Origin of the sequence: Pseudoxanthomonas yeongjuensis (assembly GCF_010093345.1) — a bacterium.
Lineage (GTDB): Bacteria > Pseudomonadota > Gammaproteobacteria > Xanthomonadales > Xanthomonadaceae > Pseudoxanthomonas_A > Pseudoxanthomonas_A yeongjuensis.
On the sequence record NZ_PDWT01000004.1, the window covers coordinates 234,211 to 254,466 of the forward strand.

5 protein-coding genes are annotated in these 20,256 nt (G+C 66.0%); 1 reads left to right on the forward strand and 4 read right to left on the reverse strand.

The features are described from left to right. Positions 1-35: 35 nt before the first annotated feature. Positions 36-12,212, reverse strand: a complete 12,177-nt coding sequence (locus CSC74_RS12995; protein WP_162314906.1) for an autotransporter-associated beta strand repeat-containing protein — start codon at positions 12,210-12,212, stop codon at positions 36-38. An 856-nt stretch (positions 12,213-13,068) separates the two neighbouring features. On the opposite strand from CSC74_RS12995, the gene CSC74_RS13000 reads away from it, so the two are divergent. After that, positions 13,069-14,628: a tetratricopeptide repeat-containing sulfotransferase family protein gene (locus CSC74_RS13000; RefSeq protein ID WP_162314907.1), complete on the forward strand. Its 1,560-nt coding sequence runs from the start codon at positions 13,069-13,071 to the stop codon at positions 14,626-14,628. A gap of 288 nt (positions 14,629-14,916) precedes the next feature. On the opposite strand, the gene CSC74_RS13005 is transcribed toward CSC74_RS13000, so the two are convergent. The 3 genes from CSC74_RS13005 to CSC74_RS13015 form a co-directional block, all read right to left on the reverse strand. Further along, positions 14,917-16,326, reverse strand: coding sequence for a sensor histidine kinase (locus tag CSC74_RS13005; RefSeq protein WP_162314908.1), 1,410 nt, complete (start codon positions 16,324-16,326; stop codon positions 14,917-14,919). 207 nt (positions 16,327-16,533) lie between these two features. Beyond that, positions 16,534-18,054: a DUF11 domain-containing protein gene (locus tag CSC74_RS17470; protein ID WP_211369638.1), complete on the reverse strand. Its 1,521-nt coding sequence runs from the start codon at positions 18,052-18,054 to the stop codon at positions 16,534-16,536. A gap of 346 nt (positions 18,055-18,400) precedes the next feature. After that, positions 18,401-20,254, reverse strand: a complete 1,854-nt coding sequence (locus CSC74_RS13015) for a DUF11 domain-containing protein (RefSeq protein WP_162314909.1) — start codon at positions 20,252-20,254, stop codon at positions 18,401-18,403. Positions 20,255-20,256 lie beyond the last annotated feature (2 nt).

A 20,256-nucleotide genomic window follows, 5' to 3' on the forward strand; every position in this document is an offset into this window, starting at 1 on the left:
TCTCCCATAGATGTTTGGATGTTTCCGGTACCCGGTCAGAAATTTACCCTGAAACCGGCCGTTCCCTTGAAGCTGTATGCGTCGCCGAAGTCGCCGATCGGGGTATCGGCGGAGACTTCGGCGTAGAGCGTGTACGCGCCGCCGCCCCAGTTATAGCTGCCGCCAACACCCAGTTCGCTCCATGTCCTGCGATCGCGGCTGGCGATCGACGTGCCGGAGACATCGACGCCGGTACCGTCGAGCCATTCGTAGGTCAGGTTGGCCACGCCATAGAAATGCGCGCGGCGGGCATCGCCCGAGGCGCTGCTCCAGCTCTTCTGGTGGTCGAGCGCGAGGCCCCAACGGGTCTTCAGACTGTTGCCCTTGTCCGCCGAAACGATCGCATCCGCCGGATCGGCAAAGCGGTCGAAGTCGACATGGGCATAGATCGCCTGGAACTGCGGCGTCAACGCAAGCTCGTCGCTTACCGGGAACCGCTTGCCGACCTCGAGGCTGACCGCTTCGCCCTTGCCATTGTTGCCCTGTACCAGCGAACCGAGCACCCTGGACTTCAAGTCGCTGTCGAACCAGCTGAGCTTCGCCTGGGCATCCAGGTAGAAACCCTGCGGGCCGTACCACGTGAGGGTTGCGCCGACGCCATGGCCTTCGGTGTCGATCGAGCCGCTGCCGAAGACCGAAGTGATGCTGGCATCGGCCTTGCCATGGTGCACGCTGAGCCCGCCGATCAATATCGCGCCGTCCTCGCGCTGGGACATGACCGTGTCGACGCCCATTTGCATCTGCCAGCTGTCGATGCCCCTGTCGGCGGCACTGGTCGAGAAGACAGGCTCCGGACGGAAGTACCGGGATTCCACCCGGCCCCAGATGCCCGTTCCTGCGCCGATGAGCTCCACGCCCCAGAAGCGGTTGCCGGCCCGCTGTTGCAGCGTCGGCAGACCGTTCAGCGCAAGCAGAGTCTGCGTATAGCCTTCGTACACCGGGACGCCGGGCTGGTAGAGCGGTTCCTCGGGCACCGAAGGATCGAGCAGCGACGAACGCAGATACCAGTCGCCATCCTGGGGATTGGCGACGCCGTGCTTGTAGAGGCGATAGCCATAGGCGCCGGCGATCACCGCCTGCTCTCCCTGGAACACATAGTCGCCGTCCAGTGTGAAGGTGCCGTTCGAGACGCCGGCGACGTCGACGATCTTGATGCCTTCGACGGTCGGGGCGCCGATTCCATCGCGGTTGATCACGGTGACCGAGGTGTCGCCGGAAGTGCCGCCATTCACCACCAGCCGGTCCGTGGATGAATCGTCATCACCGAGCACGGCCTCGATTTCCAGCATGCCGCCGCTGCCCACGTAGTCGCCCGCGACGGTCAGCGTGCCGATACTGTCGCCGGGCGCAACGATACCTGCGTTGGTGATGCTGCCGACCTGGCCGGTTCCTTGAAGGCGTCCGTTCGCCTGTACGTTCACCTCGCCGCCCAAGCTGCCTTGGACATCGAGCGTACCGGCGATGACCGCCGCCGTGCCGGCAAAGCCGTCGTTGTCGCCAGTGACGAGCAACGTGCCAGCACCGGTCTTGGTCAGCGTGCCCATGCCGGAGAACAGGCCTTCGAAGGCGAAGGTGGTGTCTGTCGCGGTCGCGATCGTCCCGCCGCTTGCGATCTCGATCCCGCGTACGCTCGTGAGGTCGGCGCTCGTCGCGAGCGTACCGCCATCGAGCGTGACGTGGCCCGCCGCCGCACCGAGATTGGCATCGTCTGCGATCTGCAGAGTGCCGCCGCTGATCAGCGTGCCTCCTGCATAGCTGTTGTTCCCGGTCAGCACCAGCGTGCCCGCATCGGTCTTCACCAGCCGGGCATCGCCACCGAGCACCGCATCGATGGTGGCGGTGAAGCCAGCGCCGGCGGTGGTACCGTCGCCGACCCGGACCGTCGCATCGAGTCCGCCAAGGACCATATCGTCGCCGGCGACCACATAACCGTCGGTCGCGAACTGCATGCCACTTGCCGAGACGACGCCGAGGCTGTCGTCGACCTCGACAGTGCCGGCGGTACCGCCGAAGATCGCGAATGCGCCGTCGGCGTAGGGCGCGTTCACCAACCCGGTCGCCTCGGTCCAGTTGTCGTTGCCGGCGCTGTTCTGCCACACGCCGTCGCCACCGTTGATGACGCCGTCGTTCTTCGGACCGGCCGCGCCGTCCCAGAAATTGAGCGTGAGGCCCGCGCTGTTGACCAGGTTCACCTGCCCCGCGATCGAGGTCTGGACCGCCGCGTTGCTGCCGCTGGGCAGTGTGCCGAGCTCGAGACCGTTGTTGGTCAGCGAGCCACCGTAGTTGAACACCCGGTAGACGCCAGCGCCGAAGTCGCCGCCTGCCGGGACGGACACGTCGATCGTGCCGTCGAGCACCAGGTCGCCGCCTACATCGACGAGATCGTTGAGCGCGCCGCCTGCCACGTTGGCTTCGCCGAATTCGAAGGCGAGCAGACTGCCCGAGGCGAGCGAGAGATTGCCATCGATGGTGAGCGTGCCCGGTCCGCCAGCACCGGGGGCGAGGACCGCGCCGTCGGCAAGCGCGACATCGCCGCCGATCGTGCCGGTACCGCCCAACGTCGCTCCCAGCGCAACGCTGGTCGCACCTGTCGCCGCCGTGTAGTCGCCATTGACGAGCAGCGTGCCGCCATCGACGCTCATTCCGCCGCCGTTGCTGCCCGTTCCCGACAGCACCAGCGTACCGTCGCCCAGCTTGGTGAAGTCGCCCGAGCCCGACAGCGCCCCGGAAAGCACCAGCGTGGTGTCCGCATCGACATCGGTTGCGCCTGCGCCGGTGAGTACGACATCGCGGCCCGACGCCACGTCGGCTGTCGTATGCAGCGTGCCGCCGTCGAAGCCGAGCCCGCCCGCCGCCGCGCCAAGATTGGCGTCGTTCGAGATCTGCAGCGTGCCGCCGTCGATCAGCGTGCCGCCCGTATAGCTGTTGGCGCCCGACAGCACCAGCGTGCCGGCGTCGCTCTTCACCAGCTGCGCCGAACCGGCCAGTTCCGCCGAGATGCTGGCGGTGTAGTCGCCGCCCTGGACGCTGCCGTCGCCGACGCGGATGATCGCCTGCGGCCCGACCAGATCGATGCGGTCGCCCTCGATCGCATAGCCGTCGGCCGCGAACTGCATGCCGCCCGCCGTGACGGCGCCGAGGCTGTCGTCCACGATGACAGTGCCTCCCGTCCCCTGGAAAATCGCGAATGCGTTGTCGAGGAACGGCGCATTGACCGAACCGTCGGCGAGCGTCCAGTTGTCGTTGCCGGACGTGTTCTGCCAGAGGCCGTCGCCGCCGGTGATCGTGCCGTCGTTGCGACCGCCTGCGGCGCCGTCCCAGAAGCGCAGCGCCAAGCCGCTGGTGTTGATGAGGTTGACCTCATGAACGACCGACGTCTGCACGTAGAAATCGGTGCCTGACGGCATCGTGCCCAGATTCAGGCCCGGGCCGCTCAGCGTGCCTGCGTAGTTGAACACACGGTAGATGCCGGGGCCGAAGCTGCCTCCAGCGCTCGTGGCGATGTCGAGGGTGCCACCGAGCACCAGGTCGCCACCGACCTCGATCAGGTCGTTGAACGCACCGCCGACGACAGCGGACTCGCCGAGGTCGTAATCGAGCGTGGCGCCGGCGGCGAGCGACAGATCGCCGTTGATCGTGAGCCCGCCGGGCATTGCGCCGGCAAGGCGGGGGGCGATGCTGGCCCCGGCGGCGACCGCGCCGTCACCGCCGATGATGCCCGCGCCGCCCAGCGTCGTGCCGCTGTTGGCTGTGGCGGCGCCGGTCGCTGCCGACTGGTCGCCGTTGACCAGCAGCGTTCCGGCGTTGAGCACAGTCGCGCCGCCATAGCTGTTGTCGGCGGTCAGCGTGACGACACCGGAGCCGTTCTGGACCAGTCCGCCGCTGCCGGACACCAGACCGGCGAAAGTCACGTCGTCGGAACGATCGAACGCCAGCGTGCCCTCATTGGCGACGCCGCCCAGGATCCAGCCGCTGGTACCGCCGTCGCCCAGTTGCAGTGTGCCGCCCACGATCGTGGTGCCACCGCTGTAGGTGTTGTCGGCGGTCAGGGTGAGCACGTTGCCGCCCTGCTTCACCAACGTGCCGGTGCCGGAAACGAGACCGGCGAAGTTCACGTCGTCGGAACGGTCGAAGACCAGCGTGCCGTCGTTGGCGACATCGCCCAGGATCGAACCTGCGGTGCCGCCGTTGCCCAGTTGCAGCGTGCCGCCCGCGATCGTCGTGCCGCCGGCATAGTCGTTGTCCGCCGTCAGCACCAGTGCGCCCGCGCCCGACTTGGTGAGGGCGCCGGCACCCGAGACCGGGCCGCCGAGTTCGAAGATCGTGCCCGCATCGGTCAGCACCGTGCCCGCACCCGCCAATGTCGCGTTGCGCCCACTGATGATGTCGGTGGTGGTGTGCAGCGTGCCGCCGCCGAATGTCACCCCGCCCGTGGCGTCGCCCAGGTTGGCGTCGCTGGAGATCTGCAGCGTGCCGGCGTTGATCGTCGTCCCGCCGACGTAGGTGTTGGTACCGGTCAGTACCAGCGTGCCCGCACCCGCCTTGGTGAGATCGCCCGCGCCCGAGATCGTGCCACCGAGTTCGAAGGTCGTGTCGGCGTCGGTCAGGATCATGCCCGCGCCTGCGAGTACCGCATCGCGGCCGCTGCTGATGTCGGCCGTCGTGTTCAGCGTGCCGCCGTCGAACGTCAGTCCGCCGGCGGCGGCGCCGAGATTGGCATCGCTCGAAATCCGCAGCGTGCCGTCCTCGATCGTTGTCCCGCCGAGGTAGCCGTTGGTGCCGGTGAGCGTGAGCACGCCGCCGCCCTGCTTCACTACCGCGCCATCGCCGGAGATGGTTCCGTCGAAGGTCACTGCGTCCGAGCGGTTGAACGCCAGCGTGCCGTCGTTCGCGACATCACCCGTGATTGAACCGGTGGTGCCGCCATTGCCGAGTTGCAGCTGGCCGCCCGCGGCGATCGCCGTTCCACCCGCATAGGTGTTGGTGCCGGTCAGGACCAGTGTTCCGAGGCCTGTCTTGGCAAGTCCGCCCGCGCCCGCGATCGTGCCGCCGAGTTCGAAGGTCGTGCCGGCGTCGGTCGACACCGTACCCATGCCCGCCAGCGTCGCATCGCGGCCGCTGGCGATGTCGGCGGTCGTGTTCAACGTACCGCCGTCGAAAGTCAGTCCGCCGCTGGCGGCACCGAGATTGGCGTCGCTCGAAATACGCAGCGTGCCGCCCTCGATCGTCGTTCCGCCCAGGTAGCCGTTGGCAGCGGTGAGCGTGAGCACACCGTCGCCTTGCTTCACCACCGCGCCACTGCCGGAGATGATTCCGGCGAAACCCACGTCGTCCGAACGGTCGAACGCCAGCGTGCCATCGTTGACGACGTCGCCGAGGATCGAACCACTGGTGCCGCCGTCGCCCAGCTGCAGCGTGCCTCCGCTGATCCTGGTGCCGTCCGAATAGGTGTTCTCGCCGGTCAGCACGAGCGTGCCGAGATCGGTCTTCACCAGTTGCACGCCGGCGCCGGCGAGTTCGGTCGCGATGGTCGCGGTATATCCCGCTCCCGCCGCGGTGCCGTCGCCGACACGGATCACCGACTCGGGATCGGTCAGGGTCAGCGCATCGCCGTTGATGACATAGCCATCGCTTGCGAACTGCATGCCCGCGGCCGTCACCGTTCCGCCGCTGTTGTCCACCGTGACCAGGTCGCCGCTACCCGCGAAGATCGCAAAGGTTCCATCCGCATAGGCGGCGTTGATCGTTCCGCCGGCATCCGTCCAGTTGTTGTCGGTGCCGCCGAGGTGCCAAGTACCCGCACCACCATCGACCGTATCGTCGAACTTCGGACCGGCATCGCCATCCCAGAAGCTCAGTTCGAGTCCCGCGGAGTTGACCAGGTTGACCTGGTTGGCTATGGAGGTCTGGACAGTGACGCTGGCGCCGGCGGGCATCGTGCCGAGATTGAGACCGTTGTCGGTCAGCGTGCCTCCATAATTGAAGACGCGGTAGATACCGCCGCCGAAGTCGCCGCCTGCGGGCACGCCGACATTGATCGTGCCGTCGAGGACGAGATTGCCGCCGACCTCGACGAGGTCGTTGAGCGAACCGCCGACGGCATTCGCTTCGCCGAACTCGAAATCCAGCACCGAGCCGGTGGACAGCGACAGGTTCCCGCCGATCGTCAGCGTGCCGGGACTGTCGCCCGGCGACAGGGTGCCGCCATTGTCCACGACGACATCGCCACCGATGGTGCCGAAGCCGCCCAGCGTCGCCCCGGAATTGACCGTCGTCAGCCCGGTCGCCGCCGACTGGTCGCCGTTGACCAGCAGCGTGCCGGCGTTCAGTACAGTTGTACCGCCATAGCTGTTGTCGGCGGTCAGCGTGACGACACCGGAGCCGTTCTGGATCAGCCCGCCGCTGCCGGAAACGAGACCGGCGAAGGTCATGTCGTCGGTACGGTCGAACACCAGCGTGCCGTTGTTCGCGACATCGCCCAGGATCCAGCCGCTGGTGCCGCCGTCGCCCAGTTGCAGCGTGCCGCCCGCGATCGTCGTGCCGCCGGCGTAGTCGTTGTCCGCTGTCAGCACCAGCGTGCCCGCGCCCGCTTTGATGAGCGCGCCTGCACCCGAGACGATACCGCCGAGTTCAAAGGTTGTACCCGCATCGGTCAGCACCGTGCCCGCACCCGCCAGCGTCACCTCGCGATTGCTGTCGATGTCGGCGGTGGTGCGCAGCGTGCCGCCGTTGAATGCCATCGCGCCCGCGGCGTCGCCCAGGTTGGCATCGCTTGAGATTTGCAACGTGCCGGCGTTGATCGTCGTGCCGCCCGCATAGCTGTTCGTGCCGGCCAGGATCGTCGTGCCCGAGCCGCTCTGGACGACCGCGCCGGCGCCGGAAATGACGCCGCCGAAGGTGTAGCCATTGTTGCGGTTGAAGACGAACGTCCCGTCATTGGCGACATTGCCGACGATGCTGCCCGTCGCCCCGCCGTTGCCGAGCTGCAGTGTGCCCGCGTCGATCGTGGTGCCGCCCGAATAGCTGTTCGTGCCGGTGAGGATGGTCGTGCCCGTCCCCGCCTGGCGCAGGGAGCCGGTGCCGACGATCGCGCCGCCATAGGCGAGGGTGTCGCTGCGATTGAAGCCCAGCATGCCGAAATTGTTGACCGTGGCGCTGGCGATCGAGCCGGTCGTGCCGCCATCGCCGATGAACAGCATGCCGCCGTTGACGTTGGTCGAACCGGTGTAGCTGTGGTTTCCGGTCAGCACCCAGGTCCCGCTGTCGTTCTTCGCCAGCGTGGTGACGCCGGTGCCCGCATTGCCGATCGAGCCGGCAAGCGTGTTGAGGCCGGTGTTGGTTCCGCCCAGTGCGATCGTGCGCGCCTGGTTGTTGCCCTGCAGCGTCACCGGCCCGGTGTCGGTGAAGACGACCGCGCCGGTGCCCGAGGATTCGATGAAGGTCACGCCCGAGGAAAGGGTGAACAGGCGGTTCGTGCTGTCGCCGGCGCCCGTGTAACGCAAGGTCGAGCCGTTGCCGATGACCAGGTTCGCGGCGGCCGAGGAAGAGGCGCCGATGCTGCTGGCAAGACCGCCGTTGGCGAGCTTGTCGACGCCGAGGACGCCACCGCTGATCGTGGTGATGCCGGTGTAGTCGCTGGCGGAATTGGTGAGGATCCAGGTCCCCGCATCGGTCTTGGACAGGCGGGTGACGCCGGTTCCGTTGTTGCTGATCCGCGCAGCGAGCGTGTTGTTTGCGGTGCTGGTGCCGCCGAGCGTCAGGGCCTGGGCAGCGTTGGGGGTGGAGAACGAGATCGCCGACGTATCGGTGAAGGCGATTGCCCCGGTTCCGGACGCATCGAGCTTGCTCGTGGCCGATGGCCCAAGCGTGAATTGCCGGTTCGTGCTTCCGCCCGTGCCGATGTACTGCAGTGTGCCGCCATTGAGGACGAGATTGCCCGCCGCAGCCGAGGACGACCCGATCGAACTGTTGGCCCCGCCATCGTCCAGGCATGCCACCGCCAGGATGCCGCCGTTGACGGTGGTGCCGCCGTCGTAGCTGCTGGCGCAACCCGACAGCTGCTGGATGCTTCCGCCATTCTTGACGAGGTCGCCGCTGCCCGCGATCGCGCCCGCGTAGTTGGCGTTGGCGAGGCTGTTGCCGGCATTGATGGTCAGCGTCGCGCCGTCCAGCTCGATACCGCCGCCGTTCGCGCCGCCGCCGGCAAGAAAGCCGACGCTGTTGTCGAAACCGTCGAGGTCGAGCAATACGCCCGCGGTATTGTCGAGCGTGAGCGCGCCGCTGCCCAGCGCGGTGGTCGACCCCGCGCGCAGGATTCCGCCGGTGACGCGGGCATTGCCCGTCGAACTGTTCACGCCCGACAGGACCAGCGTGCCGGGACCGTCCTTGCGCAGACCGCCCGTACCCACGATGTCGCCGGTGAACTCGAGCGTCGTCGCGGCGGAATTCACCCGGACGCCGCCGATGCCGGCCACCGTGAAGCCGCGATCGGTGGTCACCGTGCCGCCGGTGTAGTTCAGGAATCCATTGCTGAGGACCAGACTGGACGGTGCGTTGCTGGACGCGCCGATGCCGCTCGCCGCGCCGCCGTCGGCGAGGCAGTCGGTGGCGAGCGTGGTGCTGTTGGTGATCGTGGTGATGCCGGTGTAGGTGTTGTTGCAGCCGTTGAGGTTCAACGTGAACTGGTTGGTTCCCGAGCGCGTGAGTCCGCCGCTGCCGCTGATCGTGCCGGTGAACGTGCCGCCGCTGTTGACGGTGAGGATGGCCGAGCCGAGATCGATGTCTCCGGCTCCGTTCAACGTGGTGACCGCGTTGTTGAAGTTGTCGAGGTCGAGCAATGTTCCCGTGGCGACATTCATGCCGCCGCTGCCGAAGACGTTGACGGCCCCGGCGCGCAGGACGCCCTGGTTGAGCGACGTTCCACCCGAGTAGGTGTTCGCTCCGCTGAGCACGAGCGTGCCCGCGCCTTCCTTGCGCAGGCTGGTGCCGGTCAGGGTGCCGGAGAGCGTCAGTGTGGCGGCGGCATCGGTCACGCCGATCCCGCCGCCGCCGGCTCCGAACGTCATCCCCCGGTTGCTGCCGGTCGTGGCGCCGGTGTAGGCGAGCGTGCCGCCCGCCAGCACGATGTTGGCCGGACTGCTCGTCGCCGCGCCGATGCTGCTGGCGAGCCCGCCGTCGGTGAGCGTGGTCGCCGCCAGCGTGCCGCCGCTGACCGTGGTCACGCCGACGTAGTCGTTGGCGGCGTTGGCGAGGGTCAGCGTTCCCGCACCCGTTTTGGTGAAACCGGCGTCGTCCGGGCTGGTCACCTGCCCGGTGAAAGTCAGGTTCGTCGCCCCATTGGTGACTTCGATCGTCCTGGAAGGGCTGCCGTTGACCAGCGTGAATCCGCGATCGGTGGTGGAGCTCGCTCCGGTGTACTGCAGGCTCCCACCCTCCAGCACGAGGTTGGAGGATGCCGCCGTCGATGCGCCGAGATTGCTCGCGACGCCACCGTTGCCGATGTTGCTCACCCGCAGGGTACCGGCCGACAGCGTCGTCGCGCCGGTGTAGGTATTGGCGCCGGTCAACACCAGCAATCCGGCACCGCCCTTGGCGAAGGACGTGACGCCGGTGTTGTCGACGATCGTCGAGCCGATCGTGAAGGTGCCCTGGCCGTTCTGCTGGAGCCCGAGCGTGCCCCCGCCGATGCCGCTGGTCAGGAAGCCTCCGGTGAGGGTCTGGTCGTTGTCGGCCACGCTGGGCGCGACGATGATCGTGCCGTCCACGCCGAGCGTGTTGCCTGCCCCGATCGTGACGGTGGAGTCCGCGGCGGCGGTATAACGCAGGCCGCCCAGGGAGACATCGCCGCCGACGGTGCCGAAGAAAGGCGTATCGGCAAGGCCTTCGGTGTCGCTGATGATCTCGCCGGTCTGCCAGGTGCCGGCATCGTCCTTGTCGGTGTAGTCGGTCTCGTCGAACGCGACGATGTCCCCGCCCACGACCTTGGCGTAGTCGGTTCCGGCGATGGTCGCCCAACCGCCAAGCAGGCCGTCGGCATTGGTCGTCGAGATGGCGCCCGCGGTCGGCAGTACGAAGTTGACGAGTCCGCCGGCGCGGGTGATCGCGCCGAGGCTGAGGTCCACCGATCCGCCCGCGCCCGCGATCGCGCGCACGGTGTTGCTGCCCGCGTTCACCGTCAGCCCGTTGAAGGCCTGGCTGTTGTTTTCCCCCGCCGCGCCCAGGACGTCGAGGACGCCGCCGGACAGGACCAGGGGCGACGATGCCGAAAGGATGCTGTTGGCGGGGCTTCCAGCGCCGGTGAAGTCAAGCGCGAGCCTGCCGCCGTTGATCGTCGTGGCGCCACTGTAGGTACTGGCGCCGGTAAGGGTCAGCGTGCCCGCGCCGCTCTTGGTGAGGCCGCCGCTGCCGACGATGCTGCCCGCATAATTCTGCGCCGTCGTCGCATTGACCGTCAGGGTGGCGCTGCCCAGCGCGATCGAGCCGCCGGTTCCGGCGATCGAAGGAGCGGTGAGATCGAAACCGTTCAGATCCAGCGTGCCGCCATTGACGGTGAAGCCCGTCGACGCGCCGAATGCGGAGGCGTTTCCGGCGCGCAGGACGCCGCTGTTGACGGTCACCGATCCGGTGAAGGTGTTCGCACCGTCCAGGCTCCAGGTACCCAATCCACCACTGATCAGATTGCCGTTGCCCGAGACGATCCCCGAAAAACTGTTGGTGCCCGCAAAACTGCCGCCGAGCGTCAGGCTGTCGATGGCGGGATTGGCAGGGCTGAAGGCCAGGTCGCCGCTCAGCGCCAGCGCGCCGCTGCCGTCGTTGAGGATGCTGTTGGCGCCGTTGGCGCCCCATGTCCGGTTGCTGCTCGAACCGCCCCCCGTATAACTGAGGATGCCGCTGTTCAGATTGATACTGGTCCCCATGCCCAGCGAACTGGCGCTGCCGACGTCCGCCAGCACCGATGCCCGCACCAGTCCGCCGATGCTCGCCGCGCCGGAAAACGTATTCGCACCGGCCAAGGTGACGGTACGGCCGGGATTCGCGATGAAGCTGTAGTTGGCCCCGCTCAGGACACCCAGCAGTTCGATGTCCGCATTTTCCGCGTTGAACGATGCGCCCGAGGAAACGTCGACATCGCCCGTGATCGTCAAGGTGCCCGTGCCGCGATTCCGAATCTGGGCGGAACTGCCATTGATATCCCAGTTCCTGTTCGAACTGTCGCCGTCGCCGATGTAGATGACGTTGTCGGAATACTGGCTCTGCTGGTTGAAGATGATCGTGCCGTCAGCAGCGGCCGTCGGAGCACCGAGCGAGCTTGCCTGGCCCAGGTCGGCGATCGAGGAGAAATAAGCGCTGCAAACGCCGTTGCAGCCGTTGAAGATCGTCGCGCCGGTATAGGTATTGGCGTCATTCGTCAGCTGGACGATGCTGAGCGCATTGTTGGAAGCCCCGACGTTGACCCTGCCGTTCCCGCTGATCAGCGCCGAGCCGACGCCGGCGCCGCTCACGGTCAGGGTGCCGCCATCTCCGATCGCGACGGACCTCGCGGTTCCCGCACCGTCTATTCTGAGACCGACAGTGGCGCCTGCCGCGGTGGTGATGTTGTTCCCCGCCGCACCGAGCGCACGGTCCGTGACGCCATACAAGGTGCCATCGAGAATGGAAATGCCGCCGCTGTACGTATTCACGCCCGACAGTTGCAGCAACCCGGCTCCGGCCTTGGTCAGGCCCGAAGTGCCGGCGATGATCGAATTGATCGTCGTCGTGCCGCCGACTGTGGAGATCGTGGGCGATGCGCCGCCGAGCGTCAGTGTATTGCCGCTGAGGACATAACCTGCCGTATTGAAGGTGAGGTTGTGAGCCGCGATCGGCGTACCCAGGTTCACCGCTCCGGCAGTACCACCGAAGATCGCGTTGTCGAGCAGCGCATTATTCCAGGGAAGCTGGAATGGACCGCTGACGCCGTCGCCATTGGGACTCCAGGTGAGGTTGGCCAGGTTCCAGGTGCCGGAGCCGCCGGAGCCGACGGCGGTGCCGTTCGCGTCCCAGTAGCGGTCCGCAGCATGGGCGACCGAAGGAGCCCCGGTGGCCAGGATCGCCGCGAGCGCGCTGCATAGCAGGCTCTTCGAAAGCGTCCTCGAACCACGATTGCGCTGAATCCACTTCTTCTTGCCAGACATAGCCTCGCCCCTCGCGCACCCAGCATCCTTCCGCGCGAGCGGGCATGGAGACCAGTTGTTGCGCTTCCCGTGAAATGAATCGGCATGCTGTCGACAAGAAGCAGCACCGGCCTTGACAACGAAGGCACTGCTGCTTTCCCGATCGTTGCTTGCCCCCTGTCCCAACTTTTCGCCGGTTCCCGGAAGAAGTACAGAAGGCTTCCGATGGCCTGCGTAACCGATATTACAACCTCTCACCTTCCATCTCAATTGGTGAGCATCACATTCTGCGGATGCACCGGCTGTCGAACGATGAAAATGCGCACCTTCCGTGATGCAGCGCTGTTGATCCGATAGCGATCATGCACTGTGATTTTTATTGATCAATTATGAGTTTTATAAATTTATGGTGAGAGTTCTCTTCCGGGCAGAATCAATGAAATCCCGGATGCGCTCCGAACATTCCATTCCGGTTCCTTCGTCAGTCGTCACTGGTATCGCGACCATCAGCCATCCATGCTGCAACCTCTTACTCTGCGAAGCGTTGCGCGATGCACTCGAAGAGTCCTAGCCGGTTCCATGCCGGGGCGGATGAGTCGGCATTTCCGGACAGCCATGACGGAAGAGAAAAGATCCGGCCGGCACCGAACCGGCGGCACCGATCCCATGGCATCGCGGGCCGGCTTCCACGTGCACTGCCGCCAGGGCCTTCTGCACCATCGCGGCCTGTTCCAGCGCAATCACCGCGAGCGCCGGACCGCATTACCGCTTTACGGCCTGGAGAGGCGCACTCGGGGAGCGGGCGCACCGGACCCGATCGGCCCCGAGCGCACCCTGATACGACTACCATCGTGACGACCCTTCCTCCAGGCCACACGTGACGACCCTACAAGCGCTCCTGACGGCAGCGGTACGCGCCCTGCAATCCAATGAACCGGCAAAAGCCGAGGCGCTTGTCCGCTCCCGTCTGGCGGAGGCCCCCAGCGACGTCGATGCGTTGCGCCTGCTCGCCATGATCGCCATCAGGGCCGGACATGCCGCGGATGCCGAACGGTTGTTGCGAAGCGCCATCGCCTATCGACCGGATTTCATCCTCGGCCATGCGGACCTGTCGTCGCTGTTGTGCCGCCTGGGACGCGCCGATGAAGCACTCGCGCTCCTCGATCGCGAAATAGCGAGGCATTCGACCGACCTCTGGCCGCTGTCGATCAAGTCGGGCGTGCTCGCGGCCGAGCGCCGGATCGAGGAGTCGCTTCCTGTCCACGAGGCGCTGGTGGCGCGAGCGCCGGAGTCTTCCGTCTTGTGGATGAATTACGGACATGCCCTTAAAACCATCGGCCGGACCGAGCAGGCCGTAGCGGCCTTTCGCAGATCGCTGCAACTGGATCCCGCAAACGGAGCCGCATGGTGGGGCCTTGCCAACCTGCGCACGATCCCGCTCGACGCGGATGACATCCGCACGATGGAACAGGCGCTGCCATCGGCCGACGATCCGTTCCGGGAAGTCCAGATCCGGTTCGCACTTGGCAGAGCGTTCGGCGATCTCGGGCGGTTCGAACAGTCCTTCGATCACTATCGGCAGGCGAACGCCATACGCGGAGCACTCGTCCCTTACGATCCACGAACGACCCGGGAACTGGCGCTGGCGCACGAAGAAGCACTCACCCCGTCATTCTTCGCCGAGCGCCAGGGTCGCGGGCATCCTGCCGACGATCCGATCTTCATCGTCGGCATACCCCGCTCCGGTTCGACGCTGGTCGAACAGATTCTCGCCAGCCATCCACTGGTCGAAGGCTGCGGCGAACTTTTCGAGCTCCAGGACATCGCGGCCGCGATTACCGGCAACGGGAGGGAGAAATCCCTGTCCGAAGCCATGGCCAGACTCGCGCCGAACGAACTGCAGGCACTGGGGCAGCGCTACCTGGATGCGACGCGCCGGCACAGGAGCAGCGGGCGTCGCCATTTCACCGACAAGATGCCGGCGAACTGGCGGTTCGCCGCGCTGATCCTCCTGATCCTGCCTAACGCCAGGATCGTGGACGTCAGGCGGAACCCGCTGTCATGCTGTCTTTCGGCCTTTTCCACCTATTTCAACCGCGAAAGCAGCCTCCCCGCCAACCTGCACGATCTGGCCGGCTACTACAACGATTACAGCCGAATGATGGCTCATGTCGACGCGACCCTTCCGGGACGCGTGTACCGGCTGCGCTATGAGCGGTTGGTGGAGGAGCCTGAAACGGAAATCCGTCGCCTCCTCGACCACCTGCAACTGGACTTCGACGAATCCTGCCTGCGCTTCCACGAGAACCGGAGACCGGTCCACACACCGAGCGCGCAACAGGTCCGGCTGCCGATCAACCGGTCCGGCCTGGATCGCTGGCGCAATTACGAACCGTGGCTCTCGCCGTTGATCGAAGGTCTCGCATCAGTCCGGTAGCAGAGGCTCGAACCGCATTCCCGGCGCCGACCCTCCTGCGAGCGCCATGGACTTCGAAGAGCATTTCGTGAACATCACACTCAACGGCGCGACGAGCAGAATGAAAACGATGCATTGGCGACTTCCGGCCTGCTGTTGATCGTCATCGGCGCGTCACGCCACTGCGCGCAGTTGTTGGCGCAGTTGCGACAGTGGAATAGCGGCAGGCGGGCGTCGTCCCGTGATCGTGAAAGATCGCGCCGTCAGGGACAGTCGTGTCCATGGCACCGCCGGCCGTGCAGGTACCGGCTAGCCAGCCAACTCCAGGTCTGCCACTGCGGGAACCGGCAAGCGTATCCGGAAGGCCGCTCCTGCGCCGGGCGAGCTGTCCACCTCGATGCTGCCCCCGGCACTGACGATGAGGTCGCGGGTCACCACGAGCCCGAGACCGGTGCCCTGCCCGCTCGGCTTGGTGGTGAAGAACGGCTCGAAGATGCGCGCGCGTACGTCCTCGCTCATGCCATGGCCAGTGTCGTGCAGATCGATCGCTACTGTCGATGTATCGTCCATTTGCTGCACCGCGATCCGGAAACGGCCGCCCTCCGGCATTGCATGCTCGGCATTCGCGGCCAGATTGAGGATCATCAACTCGAACTGCGCGCGGTCGAAGTGGATGGCCGCCGGCCGCTCGGGCAGATCCAGCACGATCTCCACCGCCGGGTCGAACAACTGGCGCAGCATCGTCCGCATTTCGCGCAACGCAGCACCGACATCGAAGGTCTCGGTACGGGTGATCTCCTGGCGGCTGAAGTTGAGCAGCTTCTGGGCGACCGCGGTCGCACGGCGCGCCGCCGATTCCACCCCGGTCAGGGCTTTCTGCACTTCGTCGTCCGTATCGGCGCGCTTGCCGCGCGCGGTATAGCCCAGCACCAACCCGAGCAGGTGGTTGAAATCATGGGCCACGCCACTGGCCAGGCGTCCGACGGCTTCCACTTTCTGCGAATGGATCAGCTGTTCCTGCATCCGTTCCCGCTCGGAAATTTCAGCCTGCAGGTGCTTGTTGACCTGGACAAGCTCGTCACTGCGCCGGGTCGCCGCCTGCAGGCTCTCGCGCAGCGCCGCCACGGTGCGGTCGACCATGATCGCGATGAACAGGAAGATCAGCGCGGCAATGCTGCAATCCACGATCAGGCTCATGGCCGGATCGACGTTCTTGGCAGAGCCAAAGTCCACGACGCCGCCCGCGGCGAAGGCCAGCACCATCCAGCCGTACATCAGCCACAGCGCGCGGCGGCCGATCACCAGGCCGGCGATGATCAGCCATACGGCCTGGATCGGCTGCTCGAAGCGGTTGGCGCCGAAGCCGCTGCCGAGGTAGGACAGCAGCATCGCGATCGCGATCACCGCCATCAGCAACCGCACCGCGCCCTGGAAGCGGCCGCGCCGCACCAGCCACAAATCGAACAGTGCGAAGACGCTGATTCCAAGGCTGAGCGCCAGGCTGACGGTTTCACCCGGCCGCCAGGGGATGTCGGTCGCCAACCCGCGATATGCCCACATCAACGGCGGCGAGCTGGCCAGCAGCAGCAACAGGATCTGCAACATGGGGGCATTGTGCCGATCGACCGGATCGTCGATGGGTGCGCGCGACAGCCAGCCCGACAGCATCCGCCATGGGCTAGCGATCCAGCGAAGCGGTGCGGGCAGGACGATACTCATGCGTCTCCTCGGTTGTGCGCGAGGAGCAACTTTACATCAGCAGGTGCGGCCAGGCCGCGACCGGGTCCGAGTGCGGGAGTATCTATGCCATGCGTCACGATGTTGCCTTCGATGCACAGAGGCGAAAGGGCAGCCCGCTGGCGGTACGCATCCATACGGCATGGGGTCATGATGCCGCATGCAGACGCTGCGCTGTACTGTGAGCACTCATGGAAGCCCGCTGGCGGTCACCGTGCAGGTCAATGCGAATTCCACGGAGCCGCCTGCCGGCAATGTCGGAATGGCAACGCCTCCCCCCTGCAATGCCGCCACCGTCGGCGACGCCATACAGACCGCGCCGCCGGTTTCTCCACCGCAGGTCAGCGTGCCCGTACTGCAGTCCAGGCCCACCGCTTGCGGATCGGTCACCACCGCGCCGTCCGCGGCCGCCGGGCCGTGGTTGGTCACTTCCAGCGTGTAAACCACCTCATCGCCGGTTTGGACGGTCTCTGGGGCGGCCGTTTTCAGGATCGAAAGGTCCGCCCGCGGCAAGGGCGTGTTGATAATGTCGCACTCGACCAGATCGCCCATCTCCAGGGCGTTCACCGCCGGCGGCGAGGCCGGACCGTATTCCTCGTCAAGCAGGGTCTCGCCGGTGTTGGGATTGACGCAGACAACTCGGCGCTCGTAGGCCGACAGCGTCGACACGCTGCCCGGCGCCATCTCCTCGATCAGGGTAAGCGCATTGCCCGACATCGCCATCGTGCTGATGTACGGATAGCTGCCAGAAGCGGATCCAGTGGTGGTTCCGGTGCTGACCGTCTCTCCGTTGGCGTTGACGATGCGGTAGATGAACTGGTCGGCGGGATCGGCGCGACCTTCCGGCAGCGATTTGCGCAGGCGCAGCTCGCAGCAGCGCATGCCGACCGCGAAGCCCTGGCCCGCCGCGGAATGGATCTGCCCCATCACCGTGAACGGCTGCGCGCTGCCGACGACCTTGCGGCTGGACAGCACCACCGCATTGGCGTCGCTGCCGCCGGTGATACCCTTGAACCTGAGGCAGTCGATGTAGCTGCCCAGGCAGGCCGAGGCCACGCCCGGGTCCAGTGTGGCCGGCGTGCCCTGCTCCACCGCCGCGGCGGATGCATTGCCCAGCCACTCCAGCACGGTCCACGGCGAACCGCCCGAGACCACGCCGAAGTCGAGGTGTTCCGGGTTGGCATTCAACCGCTCGGCGTCGGCGACCACGATCTCGAACGGCAGGTCGGTGACCTCGGTGCCGTCGGGCGCGTACAGACGGATGTCCGACAGCACCAGCGCGACCTGATTACCGCGTCCGTCCGGCGAGTGCAGCGCCGCCGCGTTCGGCGTGAGGATCGTGTAGTAGCCGGAGTTGCCGCTGAAGTTGGAACCGGTCCAGGTCGGTGCCTGGCGCACGGTCAGCCGCGGGTTGGCTGCGCTGCCGCCACTGATGCTGACATTGAGCTCGACCCTGGACCCGTCCGGCAGATCGAACTCGAACGGCGCGCCGGTCGTTCCGCTCGGCAGGTCTTCGTCGACCGCGCCGAACTGGAACCAGCAGATCTCGCCGACGTGCTGGCCGAGAGAGTTCGGATCGGCGAGCCGGCAATCGTTTGCCTTCGCTGGAAATGTTGCCGCGAGCGAAGCAAGAACGAGCAGCAAAGCACGGAAACCAAAGTGCGCGATGCGTGATCGTACTGAAATATTCAAACTTGCAATGATGCTCAAGGTTTTTCTCCAAATTTCCAATTAATTTATGTGTAGGCTCGTATTCCATCTGCGCTACGTACAAGCAAACGAGCACCCAGCCCGGATGTTCTCCCGGCAGATCGGTCACATATCCCCGTACCGCATCGCGCAGACGCATCGAAACGCCTGCGGCACGGGTGGGACGATGTCTTCCCAGGTCAGCGCCGTCGACACGGCTGATGCAAAAGTTTCTTTCTGTCCTTGTTCACTGCGCGCCACTCGCGGCCAGCGCGCGGGCCACTCCGGGGATCTGCCGCTATCCGGCAAGGCGGGATCAACAGCGTCAAGCAGCGCGATGTTGCGCTGCAGGCATCGATGTCCGTGCTCAGGGGTTTCCGCTGGCGCTCACCATGCAGGTCAATGTGAATCTCAGCGAGCCACCCACCGGAAAAGTGGAAATGGCCAGGCCCGCGCCCTGCAGGCCTGCCACGGTAGGTGAGGCCGGGCATGCCGCACCACCCGTCTCGTTATCACAAGTCAATGTGCCGGCGCTGCAATCCACTCCCGCTGGTTGCGGATCGATCAGTACCGCGCCATCGGCTGCGGCGGGACCGGCATTGCTGACCAACAACGTATACGCAACCTTGCCACCGGAAACCACACTGGTCGGCATGGCGCTCTTGACGATCGACAGATCGGCGCAGGCTGGCGTCACATCGGCACTCGCCGCGTTGTTGGCGGTACCGCCTGGAGACGGCGTGACGAATCCCGGTGCCGAGGACGTGCCTTCCACGATGCCGGCAGGCGTGGCAATGGTCGAAGTGTTGGTGATCGCATTGCAGGTCGGCGCAGCGTCCAGCCGCGCGGTGATGGTGTAGGCCAGGCTTCCGCCGGCTGTGGCGTTACCGGCCGGCAACGTGACCGAGCCGCTGATCGCGCCACTGCCGCTGGTATTGCCATTGGCCGTACCGCCCGGGCAACTGGCGCCATTGCTGGCCTGGCAGGTCCAGCTGTTGAACAGCACACCGGCCGGCAGGGCATCGGCGATGGTCGCGATGGCATCGTGCGCGTCCAGCGGCGTCACGGTCGGCCGCGCGGTGTTGTTGGCGTAGGTGACGGTGTAGGTGAAGTCGGTGCCGATCATCGGCGACGGGGTGCTCACCGACTTTGTCGTCGCCAGGTCCACATCATCGTCGATGATGGTCCAGGTGATGTCGGCGTTGGCCGGACCGCCGCAGGTAGTCGTACTACCCACCACATAGTGGGTCGGATCGGGAACGATAGCGAACGTGGCGGTCCGGTTGTCCTGGATGATCGCGTTTTCTACCGCCGACAACGGCAACGGGAAGCTCTGCCCCGAGCCATAGTCGCCGGCAGGGATGGTGACGGTGAACGTGTTGCCGGGCGCGGTGAAATCGCTGCCCACGATCGCCGTGCCGCCGGTGATCGTCACCTCGACGTCGAATGCGACGGCGACGACGCCGGTGACACGCAGTGCGGGAACGCCAGCGGCGCCCTGACCTTCCGGAGTGGACGCTGGCGTGGGGAAGAACTCGACGTACGGCCGCAGGATCACCACGATCTCGTCGAGGAAGTTACCGGTCGCTGGATTGCCTGTCCCCCCCGATATCGCCTGGAATCCAAAGCTGTGGGCGCCCGTGCTGCCATTCCAGACGAAGCTGCCGCTGTAATCGGCCCAACTGGCCACCGTAGTCGGAGCGTTGCAGGCAGCGCTGCCGACATCGCCGGACCCACAGGATCCGGCGACCACCGATCCGACGCCTGCCGCCGTGGTCGAGGCGCGCACGATCTGGTTGGCCACCGAATCGATGTTGAACGACATCACATCGGTAGCGCCGCGTCCGCGATGGCTCAATTTCCAGTTCACCACCTCGCCGTTGGCCAGGCAGACCGACTGGTAGATGCGCGAATTCTCGTGGGCGTTGAGCTCGGCGTGGTTCAGTCCGGCCCGCGGCCCGGTTCCGCTGAGGTTCCGCCAGAGTTCGATCGACGGGCCGGCGCTGCCCGTGGGGCTGGTGCAGCTGCCGCTACGGGGATAGACGGAATGCGTCGTTTCCCAACCCGGCACATCGGCCGAACTGGTGATGATGTAGCAACCGTTTGGCGCAAGCGCCGGCTGCTCGAAGCCCAGGTTTATGAAACTGCGCTGCACCTGCGCGCCGACCCCGGGCGCAGCCAGGGACAACCCGAAAGCGGTCACCCAGGCACAAGTCCGCATGC

What these genes read in the sequence shown, in the direction of transcription:
- CSC74_RS13015 (WP_162314909.1), bottom strand. Translation starts at nt 20,254, where the DNA reads ATGCGGACTTGTGCCTGGGTGACCGCTTTCGGGTTGTCCCTGGCTGCG.
- CSC74_RS13005 (WP_162314908.1), bottom strand. Translation starts at nt 16,326, where the DNA reads ATGAGTATCGTCCTGCCCGCACCGCTTCGCTGGATCGCTAGCCCATGG.
- CSC74_RS12995 (WP_162314906.1), bottom strand. Translation starts at nt 12,212, where the DNA reads ATGTCTGGCAAGAAGAAGTGGATTCAGCGCAATCGTGGTTCGAGGACG.